This is a genomic window from Vibrio owensii (genome assembly GCF_002021755.1).
GTDB lineage: Bacteria > Pseudomonadota > Gammaproteobacteria > Enterobacterales > Vibrionaceae > Vibrio > Vibrio owensii.
In genome coordinates this window covers 190,205-207,773 of record NZ_CP019959.1, presented here as the reverse complement: position 1 = coordinate 207,773, position 17,569 = coordinate 190,205, and the positions used below count along the sequence as shown (strand labels likewise).

Sequence of the window (17,569 nt, the reverse complement as noted above, 5' to 3'; positions counted from 1 at the left end):
TGACTCGTTAACAGCGCTGCATGTCGCTTTTAACTTTCACCATTCTATATCGTGGATAGTACATTTGTGCATCAATGCTTCGTATGCAGGCCCGCTTCTTGATATGAGAGGCGGGCTTTTTTCATCTTTACGCCAAGGGAGAGATAAAGCCTTCAGGTTTTAAAGCAACCAGCGAGCAGTCGATTGATTGCAGGACGTTTTCAGCGGTATTACCAATGATTACCCCTTGGATTCCGGTACGCGCAATTGTCCCCATTACTAATACATCGATTTCTTCCTTAGTGACCCAGCGAGGGATTTGCTCATCCGCAGAATCATGAAGGTGATGAACAACAGAATCGCCAGCGATACCAGAGGTAGCAATAATGGCATCGAGCGCTTCACGGTGTGCAGTTCGGTGCGCGTTGATCTGCTGATCTAGCACATCGTCTTCGATTTGAATCCACACGTGATGCCTCAAATAGCTTTCCATCTGATATTCCCAGCACGACACGATGTGTAATTGTCGATTGAAAGAGTCGGCGATTGCACGCGCAAGTTGCAGCAATTCAACCGTAAGGACTTCTTGTTCTTTACTGGAGATAATCGGATCGATAGCAACGGCAACGCGTTTTTTCACCATTGAGTGTTTTGGTTTTCTGTTTAACCAAACTGGGCAGGGGCATTTTCTCAGAAGCTTCATGTCGAGTGCTTTGAACCCTTTGCTGCCTTCATCCAGCGGTTCAGCATCTTTAATGACGAGATCATAGCGTTGCTTAGAGACAGACTGGATGATGGAGACGCCGGGCTGATCGCCACTTTCAACATTAATAGGGAACGGCTCTACTATGTCGGAAGAGGGATCAAGATCCTGTGCCGCTTTGATATCAGAAAACAAAGTTTCGATCAGAGAGTTTTCGTAAGTGTGTTGATACTCGCTCATGTTGATTGGCATCGCAGGGCAAACAATCAAACCCGATAATCTTGCATCATGCGACTTAGCGAGTTTCATCGCTTGTTCCAGTGAATCACTTTTACCTTCTAATCCTTGGCTTACGAATAAGATGTTTTGAAATCTTTTCATATCGACCTCCTTTTTATTAAGTGTTGTATCAAGAAGGTGATATTTCCATGTTTAAATTGTGGTTAATTGCGCTAGGACAAATCCACCGCGATTTCGATTCAACGGGCAGTGGAGCTCATTGAACAAGATCTTCTAATGTACACGTCATCACCAAGTTGCTAGACTCACGCTTCGCGGCTGCACATTGAACTTTCAGTCCACTCAAAGAGAGAACATCTATGACGGTAGAAAATGTGCTTCCTGAACACTATGCAGAGCTGCTAGCTGTTTGGGAAAATTCAGTCCGAGCGACGCATGACTTCATCACAGAAGAAGATATTGAGTTTTTTAAACCAATTATCATTGAACAAGCATTTCCTACAGTCACCTTAAAGTGTGTGAAAGACCCGACAGGTGCAATACAAGGTTTTGTTGGTGTTCATGATGAAAAAATCGAGATGCTGTTTCCTCTAGACCAAGCAAGAGGAAAGGGCATAGGTAAGATGTTGCTGCAACACGCGATCAAACATCTCGGCGCAGTAAAAGTCGATGTGAATGAGCAAAACCCACAAGCCGTCGGTTTTTACCAACGTATGGGCTTTAAAATCGAATCTCGCTCGCCACTCGATGATATGGGTAAACCATTTCCGATTTTACACATGACGTTGTAACGCTCGATATGTCGTACATCCGCCTTAACCAGGTTTTGTCAGAAGAAACGCCCAAAGCTAATAACTTTGGGCGTTTCCGTTTGAGTGATTGATACAAATTTATATTCCACCATTTTTATATCTTTTCGATTGTAAGTTGCCTTGAAAGGACTACAATCGCGAAATGTTACCCCTCCTTGGTGGATCTAAAAATGATAAAGAAAACCCTCCTTGCTATGGCACTTTCTGCGAGCATTATCGTTCCGGCGAGTGCTTGTACTGGCGTCTCTCTTTCTACTGTGGCGAATGACCACATTCATGCTCGCACAATTGAGTGGGGCGAAAACGATCTCAACAGCAAGTTGATTGTTGCTCCCCGTGATTACACGTTTACCTCGACTATGCCGGACCAGAAACAAGGTTTGAGTTGGAAGAGTAAGTACGGCTTTGTTGGGATCTCCGTCAGTGACGATCGCTTCATTGGTGAAGGTATCAATGAAGAAGGACTGACTGCCGGTTTGTTTTACTTCAAAGGTTACGGCTCGCTAAAAGCGTACGACGCGAAAGACCGTGCAAACAGCATTGCGGATATGGACTTTGTTCGTTGGATGCTTTCGCAGTTCAAAACCGTTGATGAAGTTAAAACAGCGATGAAAAACATCGATATTATTCCGGTTTATATCGATGAGAAAGGACAGCCTTCACCAACTGGGCACTGGCGTGTTACGGATAAAGTGGGTAACAACATCGTGATCGAAATCATGGATCATGGCCAAGTACACATTTACGACAACGAAGTAGGTGTACTAACGAACTCACCAACGTTCCCATGGCAAGTGACCAATTTAAATAATTACATTCATTTGCAACCGGGCACTAGTGCGCCAACCAAGTTTGGTGGTGTTGAAGCGAAGTCGTTCGGTATTGGCTCTGGCTTTTTGGGTATGCCAGGAGACATTACGCCACCATCGCGATTTGTTCGTGCAGCGTTTTTCGTCAACACTGCTCCGGAATCAAAAACGGGCGAAGAGGCGGTGTCACAAGCATTCCACATTCTGAACAACTTCGATATTCCGATTGGTACAGAATTTGGGCCTGAATATCGTGAACATATCCCTGATTTGCCGAGTGCGACGCAATGGACCTCGGTGATCGATCAAGGTAACAAGGCGCTGTACTACACTACGATGCACGACAGTCGAATCAAGAAAGTTGACCTGACTAAGATTGACTTTGACAAAAAGCAAGAAGTGAAACGCGAATTGGATAACGGGACTTTTACGTTTACAGACGTGACACCTTAGTTTTCCCTCGAACGTATAAATAGCCCAAAGCGGAGAAGGTTTTCCTTCTCCGCTTTTTTATTTTCCGAAACATCATGAATTTCAAATAGAGTTTTGAAAACTTAGGTATTGATTCAGTAAATTATGAAGCATGAGTTATTGGCTAATGAATTTCATGACTCTGATTCCATATTAAACAGAATTTATGCGAGATTTTTTAATCTTCTTATTTATCAGTCGGATGAAAATAATAGTGCTGTAGTAAAAGTCTGATCTTTTCAACAATAAGAGGTTGGTTTAAAACTTATTTATTTAACTTTTATTTACATAGATATGCTGATAAATATTTACCATAATTAATGTTGCTAATGGCTTGGTTGTTTTAAGTGTTTGATAATTAAGGTTTTGTTTTGCTTTTCTTTGAGTTGTTTCATTATTGGTTTGATGGGTTTAACAGCGACATTAATTCTCGGGTGAGATACTTTAATTCATCGAAACTAATTAAGTAATTTCTAAAGTTTGAGCTAGACGTATTACTCGTACGTGTTCGATAAGGAAAGTTTTCAAGGTTTTAACCTGCTCTTTCCCAGAAATAAAAGGCTGATTTAATTAAGTTGATTTTTACAAGTGCTGGGAAATAAAAGTAATAAGCAAAGTGGTTGAAATACAAACATAAGGGAAAGGTATGAAAATAAATAAGGTCAGTATAGGGTTAAGTGTCGCTTGCGGATTATTATTCACGGGCGTTACTCACGCTCAGGTTATCCCATTCAATAATAATCAGCCGACTAATGACTTACAGGGTGATTTTGAGGCGATGGTCATTTATGCGCAAAACATCACGGTTCCTCATCACAATGATAAAGGCGATCCTAGGCCGCACCTCACTGCATTGCGCGATACTTTGCTGCTTGTTAAACCTGTCGAGCACGTACTGGACTCGACGCAAGTCAAAGTGATTGGGCGCAATGCTAAAGGTGAGCAATTAGGTGTGTTGTCACTGAACCCACCAGAGCAACTTCCGAATCACGATGGTCCAAACCTCGACATTACGTATGCGCAAGATATGTGGTCAGTGACACTGCCAGCGACTTGGGTACAGCCTGGCCTTACTCTAGAGCTCCTGAATGGAAGCACGTCAGGCATCCTCTCCGGTTTGGATATTGGTGCGCCGAACGAATTGCTGATAAACACGATGGATTTAGGGATGCTAACCAATCCAAGGGGGCGTTTTTACTTCGCAGACAATCCTGAAAGGCATAGAGACTACTTCCAAAAAATTCCGGTAAGCAAGTTGATCGTTAACCCGTACGAAACAGTGAAACTCAATGAAGTGATGCTGCCAGATGGCCGTTTGTTAACCGAGTTAGATCCGAGCACAGGTACTTGGCACAAAGGGGATATGCGTGCGTATACCACCAAGATTCTGATGTCGCACGGCATCAACCTAGCAAACTATGGCATCAACTCTTCAACGGCGGTCTCAGAGAGAGCACATCCATATACGGCGAATCAAATTACAGCGATTGCCGCCGTAGGGCGTTATCAAAATGGCGTGGTTGCCCACGGTGGCAGTGGTGGCAACGGTATGGTGACTATCGATTCATCATTAGGTAATGAATGGAGTCACGAAGTCGGGCATAACTTTGGTCTCGGGCACTGGCCGGGCGGCACCGATGGCACAACACATCGGCCATCTACAGACATAAACTCTGCATGGGGCTGGGATCAATTCCAACAGCGTTTTATTGCTAACTTTATGTGGAACAAGCGCAATGGTCAGGATCAGGTTTGTTGTACCGACGGCATAGGAATCCCGGCTTTCGAAGGCTATAAGTTCAACAGAGATGCAATGGGGGGCGGTGAGCCAACTTCACCGATTTCCAAGTACACTCTGCATACTCCGTTTGTGCTAGAAAAGATTCAGACCTTTATGGAGCAAAAAGCGGCGTTTGATGACGCATCGTCGACTGGCTTTAGTAAATGGAACGATGAAACCAAAACGATGCAAGAGTATGAACAACCAGCGCTCTTGTTGGCCAAATCTATCGCTTCGCAATCTCAACTAAATACGATTAAAGACGATACTTCAGGTTCAGTGCTGCTGGGTTACATCAATGACTTTGATATCACAAAGGTAGAAACGGGCGACGGCCGTTGGATTCGCGATATTTACTTGCCGAGTGCAGCAAATGTTGTCGCGGGTAAAGTGGTAAACGTTGCACGTTACTCGGGGTATGGTGTGACAGTTCATATTAATGGTCAGTCGGTGAATTTGAATCGTGGTGATAGCAAGTTTTACATCAGCGATGGTAAAGGTTGGCAAGAAACCAGTGAAGCTCAGGTAGCGGAAAATAACCCAACACGTATCCCTACGGTTAGCGGTGTCGCTGTTACAACGCTCGTCGGTTACTACGACCCTCAGCAGACACTTAAGAGTTATATTTTCCCAGCATTACATGGAGCGTATGGCTTTGTTTATCAGCCGACTCCGGCAGAGAGCCTAAACGCAAATGGATGTTATGTCAGAGTGTATAACGGTAGAAACTACCAAACGGACAACTACCAATTGGCTGGATTCCGTTATGACGATAACGTGATGAACAAGTTCCACATCAACCTCAAGCAAGCGGATGCACCGACAAGAGCAGAAGTTGTCTGCGATAACACGGTGTTGAGTTCGTTAGACATTGAAAAACCAAAGCAAGATCTCAAAGTCTCAATTGTTCAGTCTGATTCCTTAACCGATTCCACTCCAACGGAGAATAGCGCACCTGTTGCTCATGCTGGTGAAGATCAGTCTGTACTGTCAGGCGCAACCATCACGCTATCTGCAGAGCAGTCAGCGGATGCTGATGGCGATGAGTTAACTTACCTGTGGAAGCAAATCTCAGGTTTACCTGCGACCATTCAGTCGACCGACAAAGTTAACACCAGTGTCATTTTGCCGGAGTCTAACAAAGCGGAGTCGTACGTTTTTTCCGTCACTGTCTCCGATGGAAAAGCAAGTTCTGAAGATACGGTGATGATTAATGCTCAGCCTCAAGCAAACCAAAATCATGCGCCGCAAGTGTCTCTCCCGCAAAGCATGGAGGCAAAATCTAGTGCAGTTATTGAGATTGCCGCAACGGCATCGGACCAAGATGGTGACGTGCTTTCATATCAATGGCATACATCGGACCTAGCTTATCAGCCTGTATCAGTAGGCACTATTCGTGTGAAGGTTCCGGAAGTAACAGTCGATAGCCAATTTACGGTCCTTGTGGTCGTCTCTGATCCAGCAGGGGAAAGTGCCAGTTCAAGCACGGTTGTGAGAGTCAAAGCTAACAACAATGCCTGCAGCATCAGCGACTCAAATGCGGCGAACTACGCTGTATGGTCAGCAAGTAAATCGTACTCGGGTGGTGACCTTGTCAGCTACAAGCAGCTCGTTTGGAAAGCAAAGTACTGGAGCCAGAACAATCAACCTGATAACAGTGATGTCTGGGAGATCATCAGCGATGTAGCGCTGCCGTGGTCAACTCAAAAAGCTTATTCCGGCGGTGATCAAGTGACGTACAACGGCGTTAAGTATGAGGCGAAGTGGTGGACGCGTGGTGATCAGCCGGACGTTTCTTCTGTATGGACTGGCAAAGGTTCAGCATGCCAATAATTGATTGAGCTGCTTAGTGAACCAGGGGAGAAACAACCTCTGGTTCACTCAATAAATATTGTTTTTAGCTAAAACGATTAAGCTGAAATTCTTAAATCCAACAAATTTCATCTATTTTTATGGAATTTAATTCCATTTCAAACCAAGCCAAAAATTAGACGGAAAGCTTTATTTTCAACGTATTAATACCGCATTGAACGAGAAATCTGCGATTCTCGTAGGCATTCTGTCAGAAAAGTTCTGTCGTATGCTATCCAGACCACTATCGGTATTTGCAAGAATTCTCGGTAAATCTATAAATGTTGGTCGGGGGATCATTGTGAAAGACAAAATGGAAACGTATTGGGTGCAGCTTGTAGACAAGGCAAGTACCGCATCTGATTTATCGGATTTGACGCGCTCAAGGCTGCGAGGCTGTATTGGTAAATACGGTTTGCGTTACAAGGTACAAGATGGTGTGCTAGCGGAGCATCGCTACAATCGCAAAGGCCTCACTCCCAGTTTAGAGAGTGAAGCATAGGCTTCACCCTCATTGTTATTTTATTGAGTGTTTTTGCTGGTGGTATTTTCCAATGCAATTTGTCTAGCGTCATTACTGGTGAGCATCTGGTAAGGACGCAAGCCAAATAAAGGCATAATAGAGTAGATGTGATCGAACAAGTCCGCCTGAACGCCTTCGTAATACGCCCAGTCGGTATTATTAGTAAAAGCGTAAACTTGAAGCGGAATACCTTCTGGTGTGGGTTCTAATTGCCTAACCATGATCAGCATATATTGGTGAATATCTTTGTTCGCTTTTAGGTACGCATTAATATAAGCGCGGAACATGCCTAAGTTTGTCATCTGACGAAGGTTACCAAACGCCGGTTCATCACTCATCTCTTCATTGTATTCGTTAATATCACGCGACTTTTCATAAATATATTGGCGTAAAATTCGAATGCTTTTCAGCTTTTCAATTTCTTCATCAGACAAGAAACGAATCGACGTGACGTCGACATTAACGGAGCGCTTAATACGACGACCACCAGAATCAGACATGCCTTGCCAGTTGATAAACGCGTTCTGAACTAGCGCATAGGCGGGCAGCATGCTTACGGTGTTATCGAAGTTTCGGACTTTCACCGTCGTCAGCGAGATTTCTTCTACCGTACCATTTGCGCCATAGGCGTCCATCTGAATCCAATCGTTTAAGCTGATCATACGGTTTGCAGAAAGCTGAATGCCAGCAACAAAGCCCAATATCGTGTCCTTAAACACCAGCATCACGAAACCCGTTGCGACACCTAAACCAGATAAGAAGATGACTGGGGATTCGTTAGCGAGAATTGACATGGACACCACGACGCCGACAAAGAAGGTGAACAGTTTAATCAACTGAACAAAGCTCTTGATCGGCATTCTTTTGGTTATGCCTTTAAACGTCGCGATGTCATTCATAGCGTCGAGTAGGGCGAAGATCATCCACACAAAGATGACCAAGATCGAAATGCTTAAAATTCTATCGAAGATCGCCGCCAACCAATCGTAATGACCGACAGCAAGTGGAATGAAGACATCGAGCACCATGATGGGAATGAGCAGCGACAGCTTCTCTAAGACGTCGTACTTGGTCAAACTCTCAGCGAGTGGCTTGTTGGTTTTCATCAGAACGTTGTTAGCCGTTCTAACAATCAGGTGATGCACAATCAAATAGCTGAGAGCGGCCGCAGTAAGGCTCGCCAAAATAAAGACAGAGGTGAGTTCAATACCATAAGGGTCGCTGCTGATACCTACTGAGCTGAGCTTTTCAGAAATGAAGGTGCGAATATGATGATCGAGCAAAATGTCATCCTCAAAAAAGTAGCCTGAATGAAAGGAGTGGGAACGTCTAAAGAAAAGTCAGGCAACTGGCGTTAGAAAAGCCGCTAATCCTACTCTCCATCTCCTTGTTTTGCACTGGTTTAATCCAGCAATCTTGAAACTTATTATTCAAAAATAGCGTATAGGCGATGATGTGATACGGGTTTAACATCCATTTATGCAAACGGGACACGTATTTCTGTTAAGTCTGTGAACTCTCTATATTTTATTAGACTAGACTGAAAAGGCGGCTCGCGTTTAATTCAAGAGGCATTCAATGGAAAATTCTAATCAATCACAACAGCCTACATTCCTATCTAAAGGCTGGAAATACTTCGTTATCGTTGGCGTTATCATCTCACTAATGGGCATTGGTGCCATGAGTTTGCCTGTACTGGCAGGCGTGACGATCTCAACCATCGTGGGTGCAGTACTCTTGTTCAGTGGTCTGGTTCAGGCTTACCACACATTCTCCATCAATGTTTGGAAAGAGAAGCTTTGGTACGTGTTAAGTGCCGTACTGTATATCGTGGGTGGTCTGTTTATCTTGTTCAAACCACTGGCGGGCCTTGTCACGATTACCATGTTGATGGTGATTGTGATGATCTTAAACGGTTTGACTCGTATCTTCTTTGGTTTGAGCAACCGTAGCCTACCAAGCAGCAACGTTATTGTATTCAGTGGCGTAATTTCAGTGCTGATCGGTGGTTACTTCTTCATGCTGCTTGATGATCCTGCATTCTCAACCACGCTATTGGGCACGTTTGTGGGCATCTCGCTTCTGATTGAAGGCATCAGCTTCATCTTTATGGGCTTACAAATGAAAAAGCTCTCCCAATAAAGACGCTATTTAGCGCTAAAACTTTATGAAATAGAAAATGCCTGCCGATTCGGTGGGCATTTTTTATGGATGAAATCGGGCAGAGAATCACACAGATACGCTATGCATTGATATAAAACTCACCTAAAGTAGGGCATCACCACGATAAATTGCAGGGAAGGCAATGACGCACAAAGTATTTTGGGATGACCCATATCAAGTTGAGTTGGAATCTACCGTTTCTCGTGTAGACGGCCCATGTATCGAGCTAGAAGAAACCATCTTTTACGCCGAGTCTGGGGGGCAAGAAAGCGATGCAGGCACCATAGGTGGCATCCAAGTGATAAAGGCAGAGAAGCAAGGTCTATCCATTGTTTATACACTGGAACATGAGCCGAACTTTCAAGCTGGCGCAGTTGTGACCACGCAGATTGATTGGGCGCGTCGTTATGCTTTGATGAAACTGCATTTCGCCGCGGAAGTGATTCTTGAAGTCGTAACTCACCGTTTTCCTGAGATGACCAAAGTCGGTGCGCACATTTCTGCCGACAAAAGCCGGATTGATTTTGAATGGCACGAGAGCGTCAAACCACTGCTGCCAGAGCTGCAACAAAAAGCTCAAAGTGTGATTGATTCTCATGCTGACATCATCAGTGACTTTTCTGATACCAGCGAACAGCGTCGCTACTGGAAAGTTGATGGCTTCGCGCAAGTTCCGTGTGGCGGCACTCATTTAAAAAACACATCAGAAGTTGGGCGCATTCAACTGAAACGAAAGAACATCGGCAAAGGCAAAGAGCGCATCGAAATCAGCCTAGTAGAAGAGTGATGTTCGGCTCAACAACAGAGTCGGCTGTTGCATCATGATAATAGGCTTCGCTGTTTCGCTCACACTTCTTCTTATCCACTCGTCATCATCTTCCATCCTCTCTTACTGTTTAAACAAAGGTTATCAATAAACAAGGAGAGGATTTTGAAACCTATTCAAACTGTAGTGATTACACTTTCATTGGTGTTTAGCTCTGTATCGGCAGACACCCATTTGCCAGATTCAGTAGAGGCTGACGTAGTCCTAAGGACGACAACCAGTTGGGATGGCACTGCGCTGCCACAATACCCAAAAGGCCAACCGGAAGTCACCATTTTGAAAATTACCGTCCCGAAGGGCGTGCCGCTTCCCATGCACCAACACCCTGTCATCAATGCAGGCATTGTGCTGAAAGGGGAAATCACAGTCACGAAAAAAGATGACGAGAAGATCGTACTGAAAGCCGGAGATGCAATTGCGGAAGTCGTCGACCAATGGCATTTTGGCGCAAATACGGGTGATGAGCCGGTAGAGATTTTGGTCTTTTACGCTGGTGTGAAAGATAAGCCGATAACGGTGAAGTGAAGAAAGCAGAACCAAAAAGCCCGAGCATAAACTCGGGCGTTTGTTTTTCACGTTGCAGAGCGTTAAGACTCACAAGGCTTTGCGTGATTGATGCTGCGTTTTTGTTTAAACGACATCACCAGCTGCGGAACGAGTGACATCAGGATCATGCCAAGCATCAAGCTGTATTGAACGGGAGTGAAGCTTTCGCCCATCAATACTAAGCCAGAAACAATGCCAGCTACCGGGTTTGCGATACCACCGAAGGTAAAGTCCACCACAGACATGCGTTGCAATAGCCACACGTACATGCCGTAACCAAGTGCGGTGTTAAGGACGATAACCCACAATAAACCACCGACGTTTCTCAATGATGCGTTTTGTAGAGCATTCACATACGGCTCTGGATTAAAGCTCGCGAAGATGGCTGCGGCGATGGAAAGAATGATGCCACCTAGGATGAGCTGCCATGTTAGCACTGTCCACCAGTGCATTCTTGCTCCAAGAGACTTAGTAACGCTACTGCCAATAACGATACACATGATTGCAGATAGCATAGCGATTAAGCCAATGGGGTTAAGTGTGATCGAGCTAGGATCAAACAGGAACCACGCCAGTGCAATCAGCGCTGCGCCGCTTATCCCTTGAATCAAACTTGGCTGTCGCTTGTACACAACCCAGCCAAACAGCATCGCGAACACAGGGACGGAAATCATACCCACTCCGGAAATTGCAGAAGGCAAGGTCAACGCCATAACAAAGATGAGTCCGAAGAAGAGGGCGATATTGATCGTGCCGAGTACCAGTAAGATCTTCCAATCTTGTTTTTTTGGTAAGGATGGTTTGATAGCAAGCAACAAAAGGCCGGCTGGCAAAGCTCGCAGCGCGCCAAGCAACACTGGCGGCCAGTCTGGCAAAGTAAATTGTGTCACGGCGTAAGTGGTGCCCCAAAAGAACGCCGGAATCATCGCGAGTAAAATGTTCATGTTAAATATCTTTACGTTGAGATAATTTATTGTAAAGGTACGCTCGTGATGGCTTTTTGTAAAGTATCTTTATGTTAAAATAAATTCGTAAATCAAAATGTCTTTGGAGATGAAAGGGTAATGGACGCAATTGACAGAGTGGTAAGCCAGTGGGCTAAGGAAAAGCCGGAGCTCGACACCGAACCGATGGCGATCATGGGGCGTTTGATGAGAATCGCAAAGCACATGGAGAACCACGTCGCCGAACTGCATAAACGTTACGACCTCAAAATGGGCGAGTTTGATGTCTTAGCAACGCTGCGACGCAGTGGTCAGCCATATCGTTTAACGCCATCAGAGCTGATTTCATCCATGATGCTGACGTCCGGTGCCATGACGAATCGGCTTGATAAGCTAGAGAAGAAAGGTCTTATTGCGCGTGAGCACAGTAAAGAAGACCGTCGCAGCGTCACTGTTGAACTCACAGAAAGAGGTTTCGAGCTGATTGATTCACTGATAGAGCAACACCTTCAAGCGCAACATGAGCTGATGGGGTCTTTGAGCAGTGCAGAAAAAGGGCAGGTTAATCAGGCGTTAAAGCTTCTCTTGCCGCAGTATGAGTAGAGCCAAGTCATGGGTTTGAAAGAGGATTACGGATGAATATTAAAGAGTTAGAGCAATTTCTTGATACTTTCATGTGTGCAGAAAGCAGCTTTCCATTTGGCCCTGAAGCGCTCGTCTTCAAAATTAAAGGCAAGATGTTTGCGGTTTTAGCTGAGCGCCACGGACGAGAGTATGTGAGCCTGAAAGTAGCACCTGAAGATGGGGAAGTACTAACGTCCCAATTCACTGACATAACGCCGGGTTATCACCTAAACAAACGTCATTGGATTACGGTTTACTTCGATGGCGATGTTGAAGATGGCTTCGTGCAGGATTTGTGCGAACGCTCTTATGACCTAGTGGTTGCTAAACTAACGAAAGCGCAGCGTATTTCATTGGGATATCAGTAACATAGTTTGTGCTTGGTCACAGATACTTTGTTTATTATCAATATCTTCGGGCAAAAACTCGCACCTTTAACTCGCACCGACTATATAAATGTTATAGCGATGTTAAAGGTGAAGTTATGCGTGAACTCTCAGAATGGTTAGAAGCCTACGGTGAAAGCCATCAAAACCCAATCAATCAAAAGATTCATAAAGTGGCGGTGCCGGGTATCTTTTTATCCGTGGTTGGGTTGATTTGGTCTATTCCGCAAATTCCTTTGTTTGGATTCAATCTCAACTGGGTATGGGTTGTTGCTTTACCCGCTTGGATCTTCTACTTCCGTCTGTCTCTCAGCGTATTCATGATGATGATTGGCTACACCGTTGCGTGTATTGGGCTCATCTGGTCGATGGACATACTCGGTTGGCCAGTCTTACAGATTTCGATGCTACTGTTTGGTGTGCTTTGGATTTTCCAGTTTATCGGGCATAAAATCGAAGGGAAGAAACCATCGTTTTTTGAAGACGTTCAGTTCCTCTTAATAGGGCCAATTTGGGTGTTTCGTAAGCATTAATGAGACAAGTAAGCAGTCGAGCAAATTAGAAATTGCTAAACTTAATTTATGAATCATTATCACGAATCCCTGTTATGCCTACCGCACTGTTTGTCTTAGTCTTTGTCAGTTTTATTCCTTATGCTTTAGCCGGCCTTGGGGGCTACGCCAAAGTCCAGCAACTTGGCCATTTAGATAACCATCATCCACGTTTGCAAGAGAGAAAACTCAGTGGTCGAGCCGCAAGAACCATTGCGGCGCAGTCGAATGCTTGGGAAGCGTTGGCATTTTATAGCGCAACCATTCTTACCGTGAGTTTGAGTGGTGTTCCATGGTCTGATCTCTCCATGCCTGCGATTGTGTTTGCTTTTACCCGAATGGCACACCCTGTCATGTACATTGCGGATATTGCCATCGGCAGGACTCTGGTCGTCATCGCTGGCATTGCAAGCTGTGTCTATATGCTTTCTCTCGCGTTTTAAGTTTTGTGCCACGTTTTGCACAAAGTTATCTTGTGTTTCAGACCAGTCGCGGAACTCATGTTACTCTTTCGCCAATATTAAAAGTCCTTTCACCTTGTGAAGAGCAGAATAAAAAGTCCAAGCGAACAGTTGTAGAGAGGTAGTCGCGTGAGTGCACAAGATCATTTTCAGGGTCAGTTTGAAGTTGAATTGAAATACCGAGTGAAAGACAAGCGAGCGTTTTTAACCGCGCTAAGCAGCTTACAGCACGAGGTGATGTTCGAAGATAACCAAGAATCAGATTGGTTTTACGATACGCCGGAACGCAAACTAACCAATGAAAACAAAAGCTTGGTGATTCGTGAAATTGAACCATCTGGCATTAAGCTTTGGATTGTTAAAGGGCCGGAAGAAGATCGTTGCGAAGCGACAGACATCACCAAGTCTCACGCGGCAAAAAGCATGTTGGAGAACATGGGTTACGAGGTCATTCTTCATACTAAGAAGACTCGCAGTATCTACTTTGTCGGTGAATTCCATATCACGCTTGACCACCTTGAAGGCATCGGTTATTTCGCAGAATTTGCGATCATGACTGACGATGAAAGCGCATTAGAACGCTACAAACAGAAACTGCAAGCACTAGCAGGCATGTTTGGTTTAGATGAGTCCAACCGAGAATTGCGTTCTTACAAACAAATGTGGACCGCTCAGTAAAATCCCCGTCATTTCTTATTGGTCTGACAAGCAACTCCCTCCAATCGCACTATGATTAAAGTAGTGCGAGCTTGCCGTCTCGCATCACCATTCCATTTCGCAGACTGATGGTGACAATGTCACTTAAACGGAGGGGGAAATGTACAACCGCGAGCACAAATATGTGTATTGGCGAGAAGAGCGCAAGAAAGGCAAATGGCACTACATAATGAAGTCTTTCTTGATGATTTGCTGTGCGTTGTTGGTTGGCAAGGTTATAGGCTTGTTTATCTTTGGTGAGCTGCAAACGGTAAGGGATATTACAGAGCAGTTTCCTGCCGATGTCTTCATCATGATGCTGGTGGGATTCCCCATTAGCGTTATTGGCTGGTATCACGAAGAGTCGAAATTCTTCCGAGCCTTAAAGCGCCGAAATAAGAAATTTAAAGCGCGCTTGGAAAATCGCAAAAAAACAAACAAGCCAGTTTAGAAATATGCCGCAAGATTCGAACTTTGCGGCATTTTTGATCCCGCCAGTTTACTGCTTCCCATTCATTAGGTTCATGCGTGATTTGTATTGATGGAGTTGGTTCCCAAAGGTTAACCCTAAATGAGTATGAGAATTAACCGGTTACGTATCCTACACTTATTGATGTGAAAGCGGTGAATTCGCGCAAGGAAGCATGTGCTCATGGCAAAAAAGCTCTCTAGGTTCAGTCCGAAAGCTCTATTACTCATTTTTATTGGGATGACTGCGCTCATTTACGGAGTCATTTCACTTATTGTGTTATCTCAAGAAAGTCAGGCGACAATAAAACAACTCCAAAAGGGTAATGGTCGGTTTGAGCTAGAGTCGGCCAAGATCTTCATGGAGAAGTACTTAGAGGTAGCGGAAGATCGAATCGTACTCGCATCCCAATACCGTGGGGTTATCGATGCCGTTGTCGACAATGATGTTGAAGGGTTAGCGTTTCAGCTGGAGCGTTTTAAAGGCCAACATCAAACGATGCAATTTGCAGCAAGAGATGTAAACGGTGATTTGTTGTTCGAAGACACTTTCCGTCACCCCGCATCTGAGCAAGAAGTCGCGATTTTTAATGCGCTTTCTGAGTCTCGACTAAATGAGCGTATCGTGTATCTGCTGCACGATGATACTAATCACATCTGCTTAAAGCTTTTTATGCCCCTTGTGAATAACGGTGATTTTGTCGGAGTGTTATATGGTGAAACCGCTGTCGATTACGATGACTTTTTTGGTTCGTTCGTAACGGGAAGAGAGCGTTGGTATGAACTCAGTCAAACCATTCCGCCACTTCCTGAACTGGCTCACCTAACCGAAACACAGGCGCAAGAGCATCTCTCCCATAGCCATGAGCACGTTCCAACAGCAAGCGAAATCGACCGATGGATCATCAATAAAGAACCCTTGAGTCGAGGTAATTTGCTTTTGACTCAAGGTGTCAGCAAATCCTTCTTGGATGAGCAATTAACGAACCTCCAAAGCAGTTTGTTAAAGGGCTTAATTGGCGTGCTGATTGTGAGCTCTATTATTGTGACAGTCATAGGAAAAAGGCTGTTCGTTAACCCACACCGTGAACTCGAAAAATCCAAGCAGGAGCTAGAAGAATCTAACCTTCAATTGAATGAAAAAGAGAAGGAGAGCGAGTTACTTGCGACCGTAGTTAAAGCCGCGAGAGATGCCGTTGTTATTACAGACCACCACGGAAAGGTTGAGTGGGTAAACAAGGCGTTTGAATCCATGACGGGTTATCAACTCGATGGCATCAAAGGCCTAGCGCCGGGGGCTTTCTTGCAAGGGGCTGATACTTCACCAGAGACGATCGCAGACATAGGAAACGCGATTCGGCAGGGTGAGCAAGTTAGGACAGAGATACTCAACTATACGAGAAACAAACAGCCCTATTGGATTGACATCGATATTATCCCATTGAGGAATGAGCAAGGTGTTGTTGAGCGGTTTATTGCCATTGAACGTGATATCACAGAAGTGAAACGCTTAGAGAGTGACCTTGAAACCGAGGCATTAAAGGCAAGGCACGCCAACGAAGCGAAATCGGCCTTTTTAGCGACGATGAGTCATGAAATCAGAACGCCGCTTAATGGGCTATTGGGAATGCTACAAATACTGATCGATGACATCCGAGACCCGGAACAAAGGAAAGTGCTGCGACTCGCATTGAACTCGGGTGAACACTTGATCTCGATTCTCAATGATATCTTAGATCTAGCCAAGGTAGAGAGTGATGCGCTTGCACTCGATATTCATCCTTTCAAAATGGCAGACATCATTACTCCGGTGGAAGTGACTTACCAAAGCTTGTGTTCAGAGAAAGGTATTGTATTCAGCGTGGACAACCAATGCAGCGATGAATGCCAATATAGTGGTGATTCTGTACGTATTCGGCAGGTCTTGCTCAACCTTGTCGGGAATGCGCTCAAGTTTACTAAGGCTGGTCATATTAACGTTTCCATCAAAGCGCTAGAGCCGCCCTTCGTAGAATTTTGCGTAGAAGACTCCGGTATCGGTATTCCTCAAGATCGTATGGATTCTATTTTTAATGAATTTGAACAAGCGGAAGTGTCGACGACTCGGCAGTATGGTGGCACCGGGTTGGGCTTAGCGATTTGTCAAAAATTAGTGACTCTTATGAATGGCCAAATCGGTGTTGAGAGCGAGTTAGGAAAGGGAAGCCAGTTCCGCTTTGTGATTAGCTTACCGAGTGCTTCAGGCGAGGCAATTGAAGAGAAAACAGAGGATGTGAAGGTTGAAGATCTCTCTTCCGTTCACGCGCTGATTACGGATGACAATCGGATGAATCAAATCATCGCAAAAGTCTTTTTAGATAAGTTAGGGGCGAAAAGTCACACATGCAGCAGTGGACAAGAAGCGCTGAACTTGTTGAACGAGCAGTCTTTCAATCTCATCATTATTGATAACCATATGCCAGAAATGAGTGGTATTGAGGTCGTTAAGCGAATTCGCGAGCAAGGACTGGATGATGTCGTGATCTTCGGTTGGACTGCGGATGTGATGCAACAATCGACACAATCTTTTATCGATGCGGGTGCAGATGAAGTTCTTGCCAAACCACTCATCAAAAAGGATCTCATGGATGCTTTGTCTCGGCATCTACCAAACGCGTCAAAGGAATAAGCGTCGCATTTTTGTCTGTGAAGAAACAATACATCATCGTTGAAAACATGCCTTGGGTTCATTACTTC

Annotated in this window: 17 protein-coding genes; 14 read left to right on the top strand and 3 right to left on the bottom strand. The window is 44.8% G+C overall.

Annotated elements, in window-relative coordinates; genetic code table 11:
• Positions 1-127: 127 nt before the first annotated feature.
• Entirely contained in the window at positions 128-1,063 is a 936-nt protein-coding gene (locus A9237_RS00895; RefSeq protein ID WP_078607199.1) for a universal stress protein, read from the bottom strand.
• A gap of 218 nt (positions 1,064-1,281) precedes the next feature.
• On the opposite strand from A9237_RS00895, the gene A9237_RS00890 reads away from it, so the two are divergent.
• The 4 genes from A9237_RS00890 (at position 1,282) to A9237_RS00875 (ending at position 7,147) form a co-directional block, all read left to right on the top strand.
• Positions 1,282-1,713 (top strand): GNAT family N-acetyltransferase, encoded by a 432-nt coding sequence (locus A9237_RS00890; protein ID WP_078607197.1) that lies wholly within the window; start codon positions 1,282-1,284, stop codon positions 1,711-1,713.
• Between the two features lie 191 nt (positions 1,714-1,904).
• Positions 1,905-2,996 carry a linear amide C-N hydrolase gene (locus A9237_RS00885; RefSeq protein ID WP_078607195.1) on the top strand — a complete coding sequence of 364 codons (1,092 nt, stop codon included), beginning with the start codon at positions 1,905-1,907 and terminating at the stop codon, positions 2,994-2,996.
• A gap of 664 nt (positions 2,997-3,660) precedes the next feature.
• Positions 3,661-6,627 (top strand): M66 family metalloprotease, encoded by a 2,967-nt coding sequence (locus A9237_RS00880; protein WP_078607193.1) that lies wholly within the window; start codon positions 3,661-3,663, stop codon positions 6,625-6,627.
• Positions 6,628-6,958: 331 nt separating this feature from the next.
• Positions 6,959-7,147 carry a hypothetical protein gene (locus A9237_RS00875; RefSeq protein ID WP_020197357.1) on the top strand — a complete coding sequence of 63 codons (189 nt, stop codon included), beginning with the start codon at positions 6,959-6,961 and terminating at the stop codon, positions 7,145-7,147.
• A gap of 20 nt (positions 7,148-7,167) precedes the next feature.
• Here the strand turns inward: A9237_RS00875 and A9237_RS00870 are convergent, their stop codons facing one another.
• Positions 7,168-8,451, bottom strand: coding sequence for a mechanosensitive ion channel family protein (locus A9237_RS00870; RefSeq protein ID WP_078607191.1), 1,284 nt, complete (start codon positions 8,449-8,451; stop codon positions 7,168-7,170).
• Between the two features lie 295 nt (positions 8,452-8,746).
• Here A9237_RS00870 and A9237_RS00865 point away from each other — a divergent pair, with 295 nt between their 5' ends.
• The 3 genes from A9237_RS00865 to A9237_RS00855 all read left to right on the top strand — a co-directional run bounded on the left by A9237_RS00865 (position 8,747) and on the right by A9237_RS00855 (position 10,682).
• Positions 8,747-9,310, top strand: a complete 564-nt coding sequence (locus A9237_RS00865) for an HdeD family acid-resistance protein (protein ID WP_038896879.1) — start codon at positions 8,747-8,749, stop codon at positions 9,308-9,310.
• A gap of 163 nt (positions 9,311-9,473) precedes the next feature.
• The gene (locus A9237_RS00860; protein WP_078607189.1) at positions 9,474-10,118 is read left to right on the top strand and encodes an alanine--tRNA ligase-related protein; all 645 of its coding nucleotides are present in this window, start codon (positions 9,474-9,476) and stop codon (positions 10,116-10,118) included.
• 144 nt (positions 10,119-10,262) lie between these two features.
• A complete protein-coding gene (locus A9237_RS00855) occupies positions 10,263-10,682 on the top strand; it encodes a cupin domain-containing protein (protein ID WP_078607187.1) in 420 nt (139 codons plus the stop codon).
• Between the two features lie 62 nt (positions 10,683-10,744).
• Here the strand turns inward: A9237_RS00855 and A9237_RS00850 are convergent, their stop codons facing one another.
• Entirely contained in the window at positions 10,745-11,647 is a 903-nt protein-coding gene (locus A9237_RS00850; RefSeq protein WP_078607185.1) for a DMT family transporter, read from the bottom strand.
• A gap of 120 nt (positions 11,648-11,767) precedes the next feature.
• Between A9237_RS00850 and A9237_RS00845 the strand changes: the two genes are divergently transcribed.
• The 7 genes from A9237_RS00845 (at position 11,768) to A9237_RS00815 (ending at position 17,501) form a co-directional block, all read left to right on the top strand.
• Positions 11,768-12,250, top strand: coding sequence for a MarR family winged helix-turn-helix transcriptional regulator (locus tag A9237_RS00845; RefSeq protein ID WP_039840949.1), 483 nt, complete (start codon positions 11,768-11,770; stop codon positions 12,248-12,250).
• Between the two features lie 32 nt (positions 12,251-12,282).
• Positions 12,283-12,639 carry an MmcQ/YjbR family DNA-binding protein gene (locus A9237_RS00840; protein ID WP_078607183.1) on the top strand — a complete coding sequence of 119 codons (357 nt, stop codon included), beginning with the start codon at positions 12,283-12,285 and terminating at the stop codon, positions 12,637-12,639.
• A 116-nt stretch (positions 12,640-12,755) separates the two neighbouring features.
• Positions 12,756-13,190, top strand: a complete 435-nt coding sequence (locus tag A9237_RS00835; RefSeq protein WP_009706035.1) for an Mpo1 family 2-hydroxy fatty acid dioxygenase — start codon at positions 12,756-12,758, stop codon at positions 13,188-13,190.
• 74 nt (positions 13,191-13,264) lie between these two features.
• A complete protein-coding gene (locus A9237_RS00830; protein WP_078607181.1) occupies positions 13,265-13,651 on the top strand; it encodes an MAPEG family protein in 387 nt (128 codons plus the stop codon).
• Between the two features lie 147 nt (positions 13,652-13,798).
• Positions 13,799-14,347, top strand: a complete 549-nt coding sequence (gene cyaB, locus A9237_RS00825; protein ID WP_078607179.1) for a class IV adenylate cyclase — start codon at positions 13,799-13,801, stop codon at positions 14,345-14,347.
• A 139-nt stretch (positions 14,348-14,486) separates the two neighbouring features.
• Positions 14,487-14,816: a hypothetical protein gene (locus A9237_RS00820; protein ID WP_009706038.1), complete on the top strand. Its 330-nt coding sequence runs from the start codon at positions 14,487-14,489 to the stop codon at positions 14,814-14,816.
• A gap of 201 nt (positions 14,817-15,017) precedes the next feature.
• Positions 15,018-17,501 (top strand): PAS domain-containing hybrid sensor histidine kinase/response regulator, encoded by a 2,484-nt coding sequence (locus A9237_RS00815; RefSeq protein ID WP_078607177.1) that lies wholly within the window; start codon positions 15,018-15,020, stop codon positions 17,499-17,501.
• The last annotated feature ends 68 nt before the right edge of the window (positions 17,502-17,569 follow it).

Excerpts from the sequence above, each read along its gene's own strand:
- A9237_RS00865 (WP_038896879.1), top strand. The coding sequence starts at position 8,747 with ATGGAAAATTCTAATCAATCACAACAGCCTACATTCCTATCTAAAGGC.
- A9237_RS00845 (WP_039840949.1), top strand. The coding sequence starts at position 11,768 with ATGGACGCAATTGACAGAGTGGTAAGCCAGTGGGCTAAGGAAAAGCCG.
- A9237_RS00875 (WP_020197357.1), top strand. The coding sequence starts at position 6,959 with ATGGAAACGTATTGGGTGCAGCTTGTAGACAAGGCAAGTACCGCATCT.
- A9237_RS00840 (WP_078607183.1), top strand. The coding sequence starts at position 12,283 with ATGAATATTAAAGAGTTAGAGCAATTTCTTGATACTTTCATGTGTGCA.
- A9237_RS00830 (WP_078607181.1), top strand. The coding sequence starts at position 13,265 with ATGCCTACCGCACTGTTTGTCTTAGTCTTTGTCAGTTTTATTCCTTAT.
- A9237_RS00885 (WP_078607195.1), top strand. The coding sequence starts at position 1,905 with ATGATAAAGAAAACCCTCCTTGCTATGGCACTTTCTGCGAGCATTATC.
- A9237_RS00890 (WP_078607197.1), top strand. The coding sequence starts at position 1,282 with ATGACGGTAGAAAATGTGCTTCCTGAACACTATGCAGAGCTGCTAGCT.
- A9237_RS00815 (WP_078607177.1), top strand. The coding sequence starts at position 15,018 with ATGGCAAAAAAGCTCTCTAGGTTCAGTCCGAAAGCTCTATTACTCATT.
- A9237_RS00895 (WP_078607199.1), bottom strand. The coding sequence starts at position 1,063 with ATGAAAAGATTTCAAAACATCTTATTCGTAAGCCAAGGATTAGAAGGT.
- A9237_RS00835 (WP_009706035.1), top strand. The coding sequence starts at position 12,756 with ATGCGTGAACTCTCAGAATGGTTAGAAGCCTACGGTGAAAGCCATCAA.
- A9237_RS00820 (WP_009706038.1), top strand. The coding sequence starts at position 14,487 with ATGTACAACCGCGAGCACAAATATGTGTATTGGCGAGAAGAGCGCAAG.
- A9237_RS00880 (WP_078607193.1), top strand. The coding sequence starts at position 3,661 with ATGAAAATAAATAAGGTCAGTATAGGGTTAAGTGTCGCTTGCGGATTA.
- A9237_RS00860 (WP_078607189.1), top strand. The coding sequence starts at position 9,474 with ATGACGCACAAAGTATTTTGGGATGACCCATATCAAGTTGAGTTGGAA.
- A9237_RS00850 (WP_078607185.1), bottom strand. The coding sequence starts at position 11,647 with ATGAACATTTTACTCGCGATGATTCCGGCGTTCTTTTGGGGCACCACT.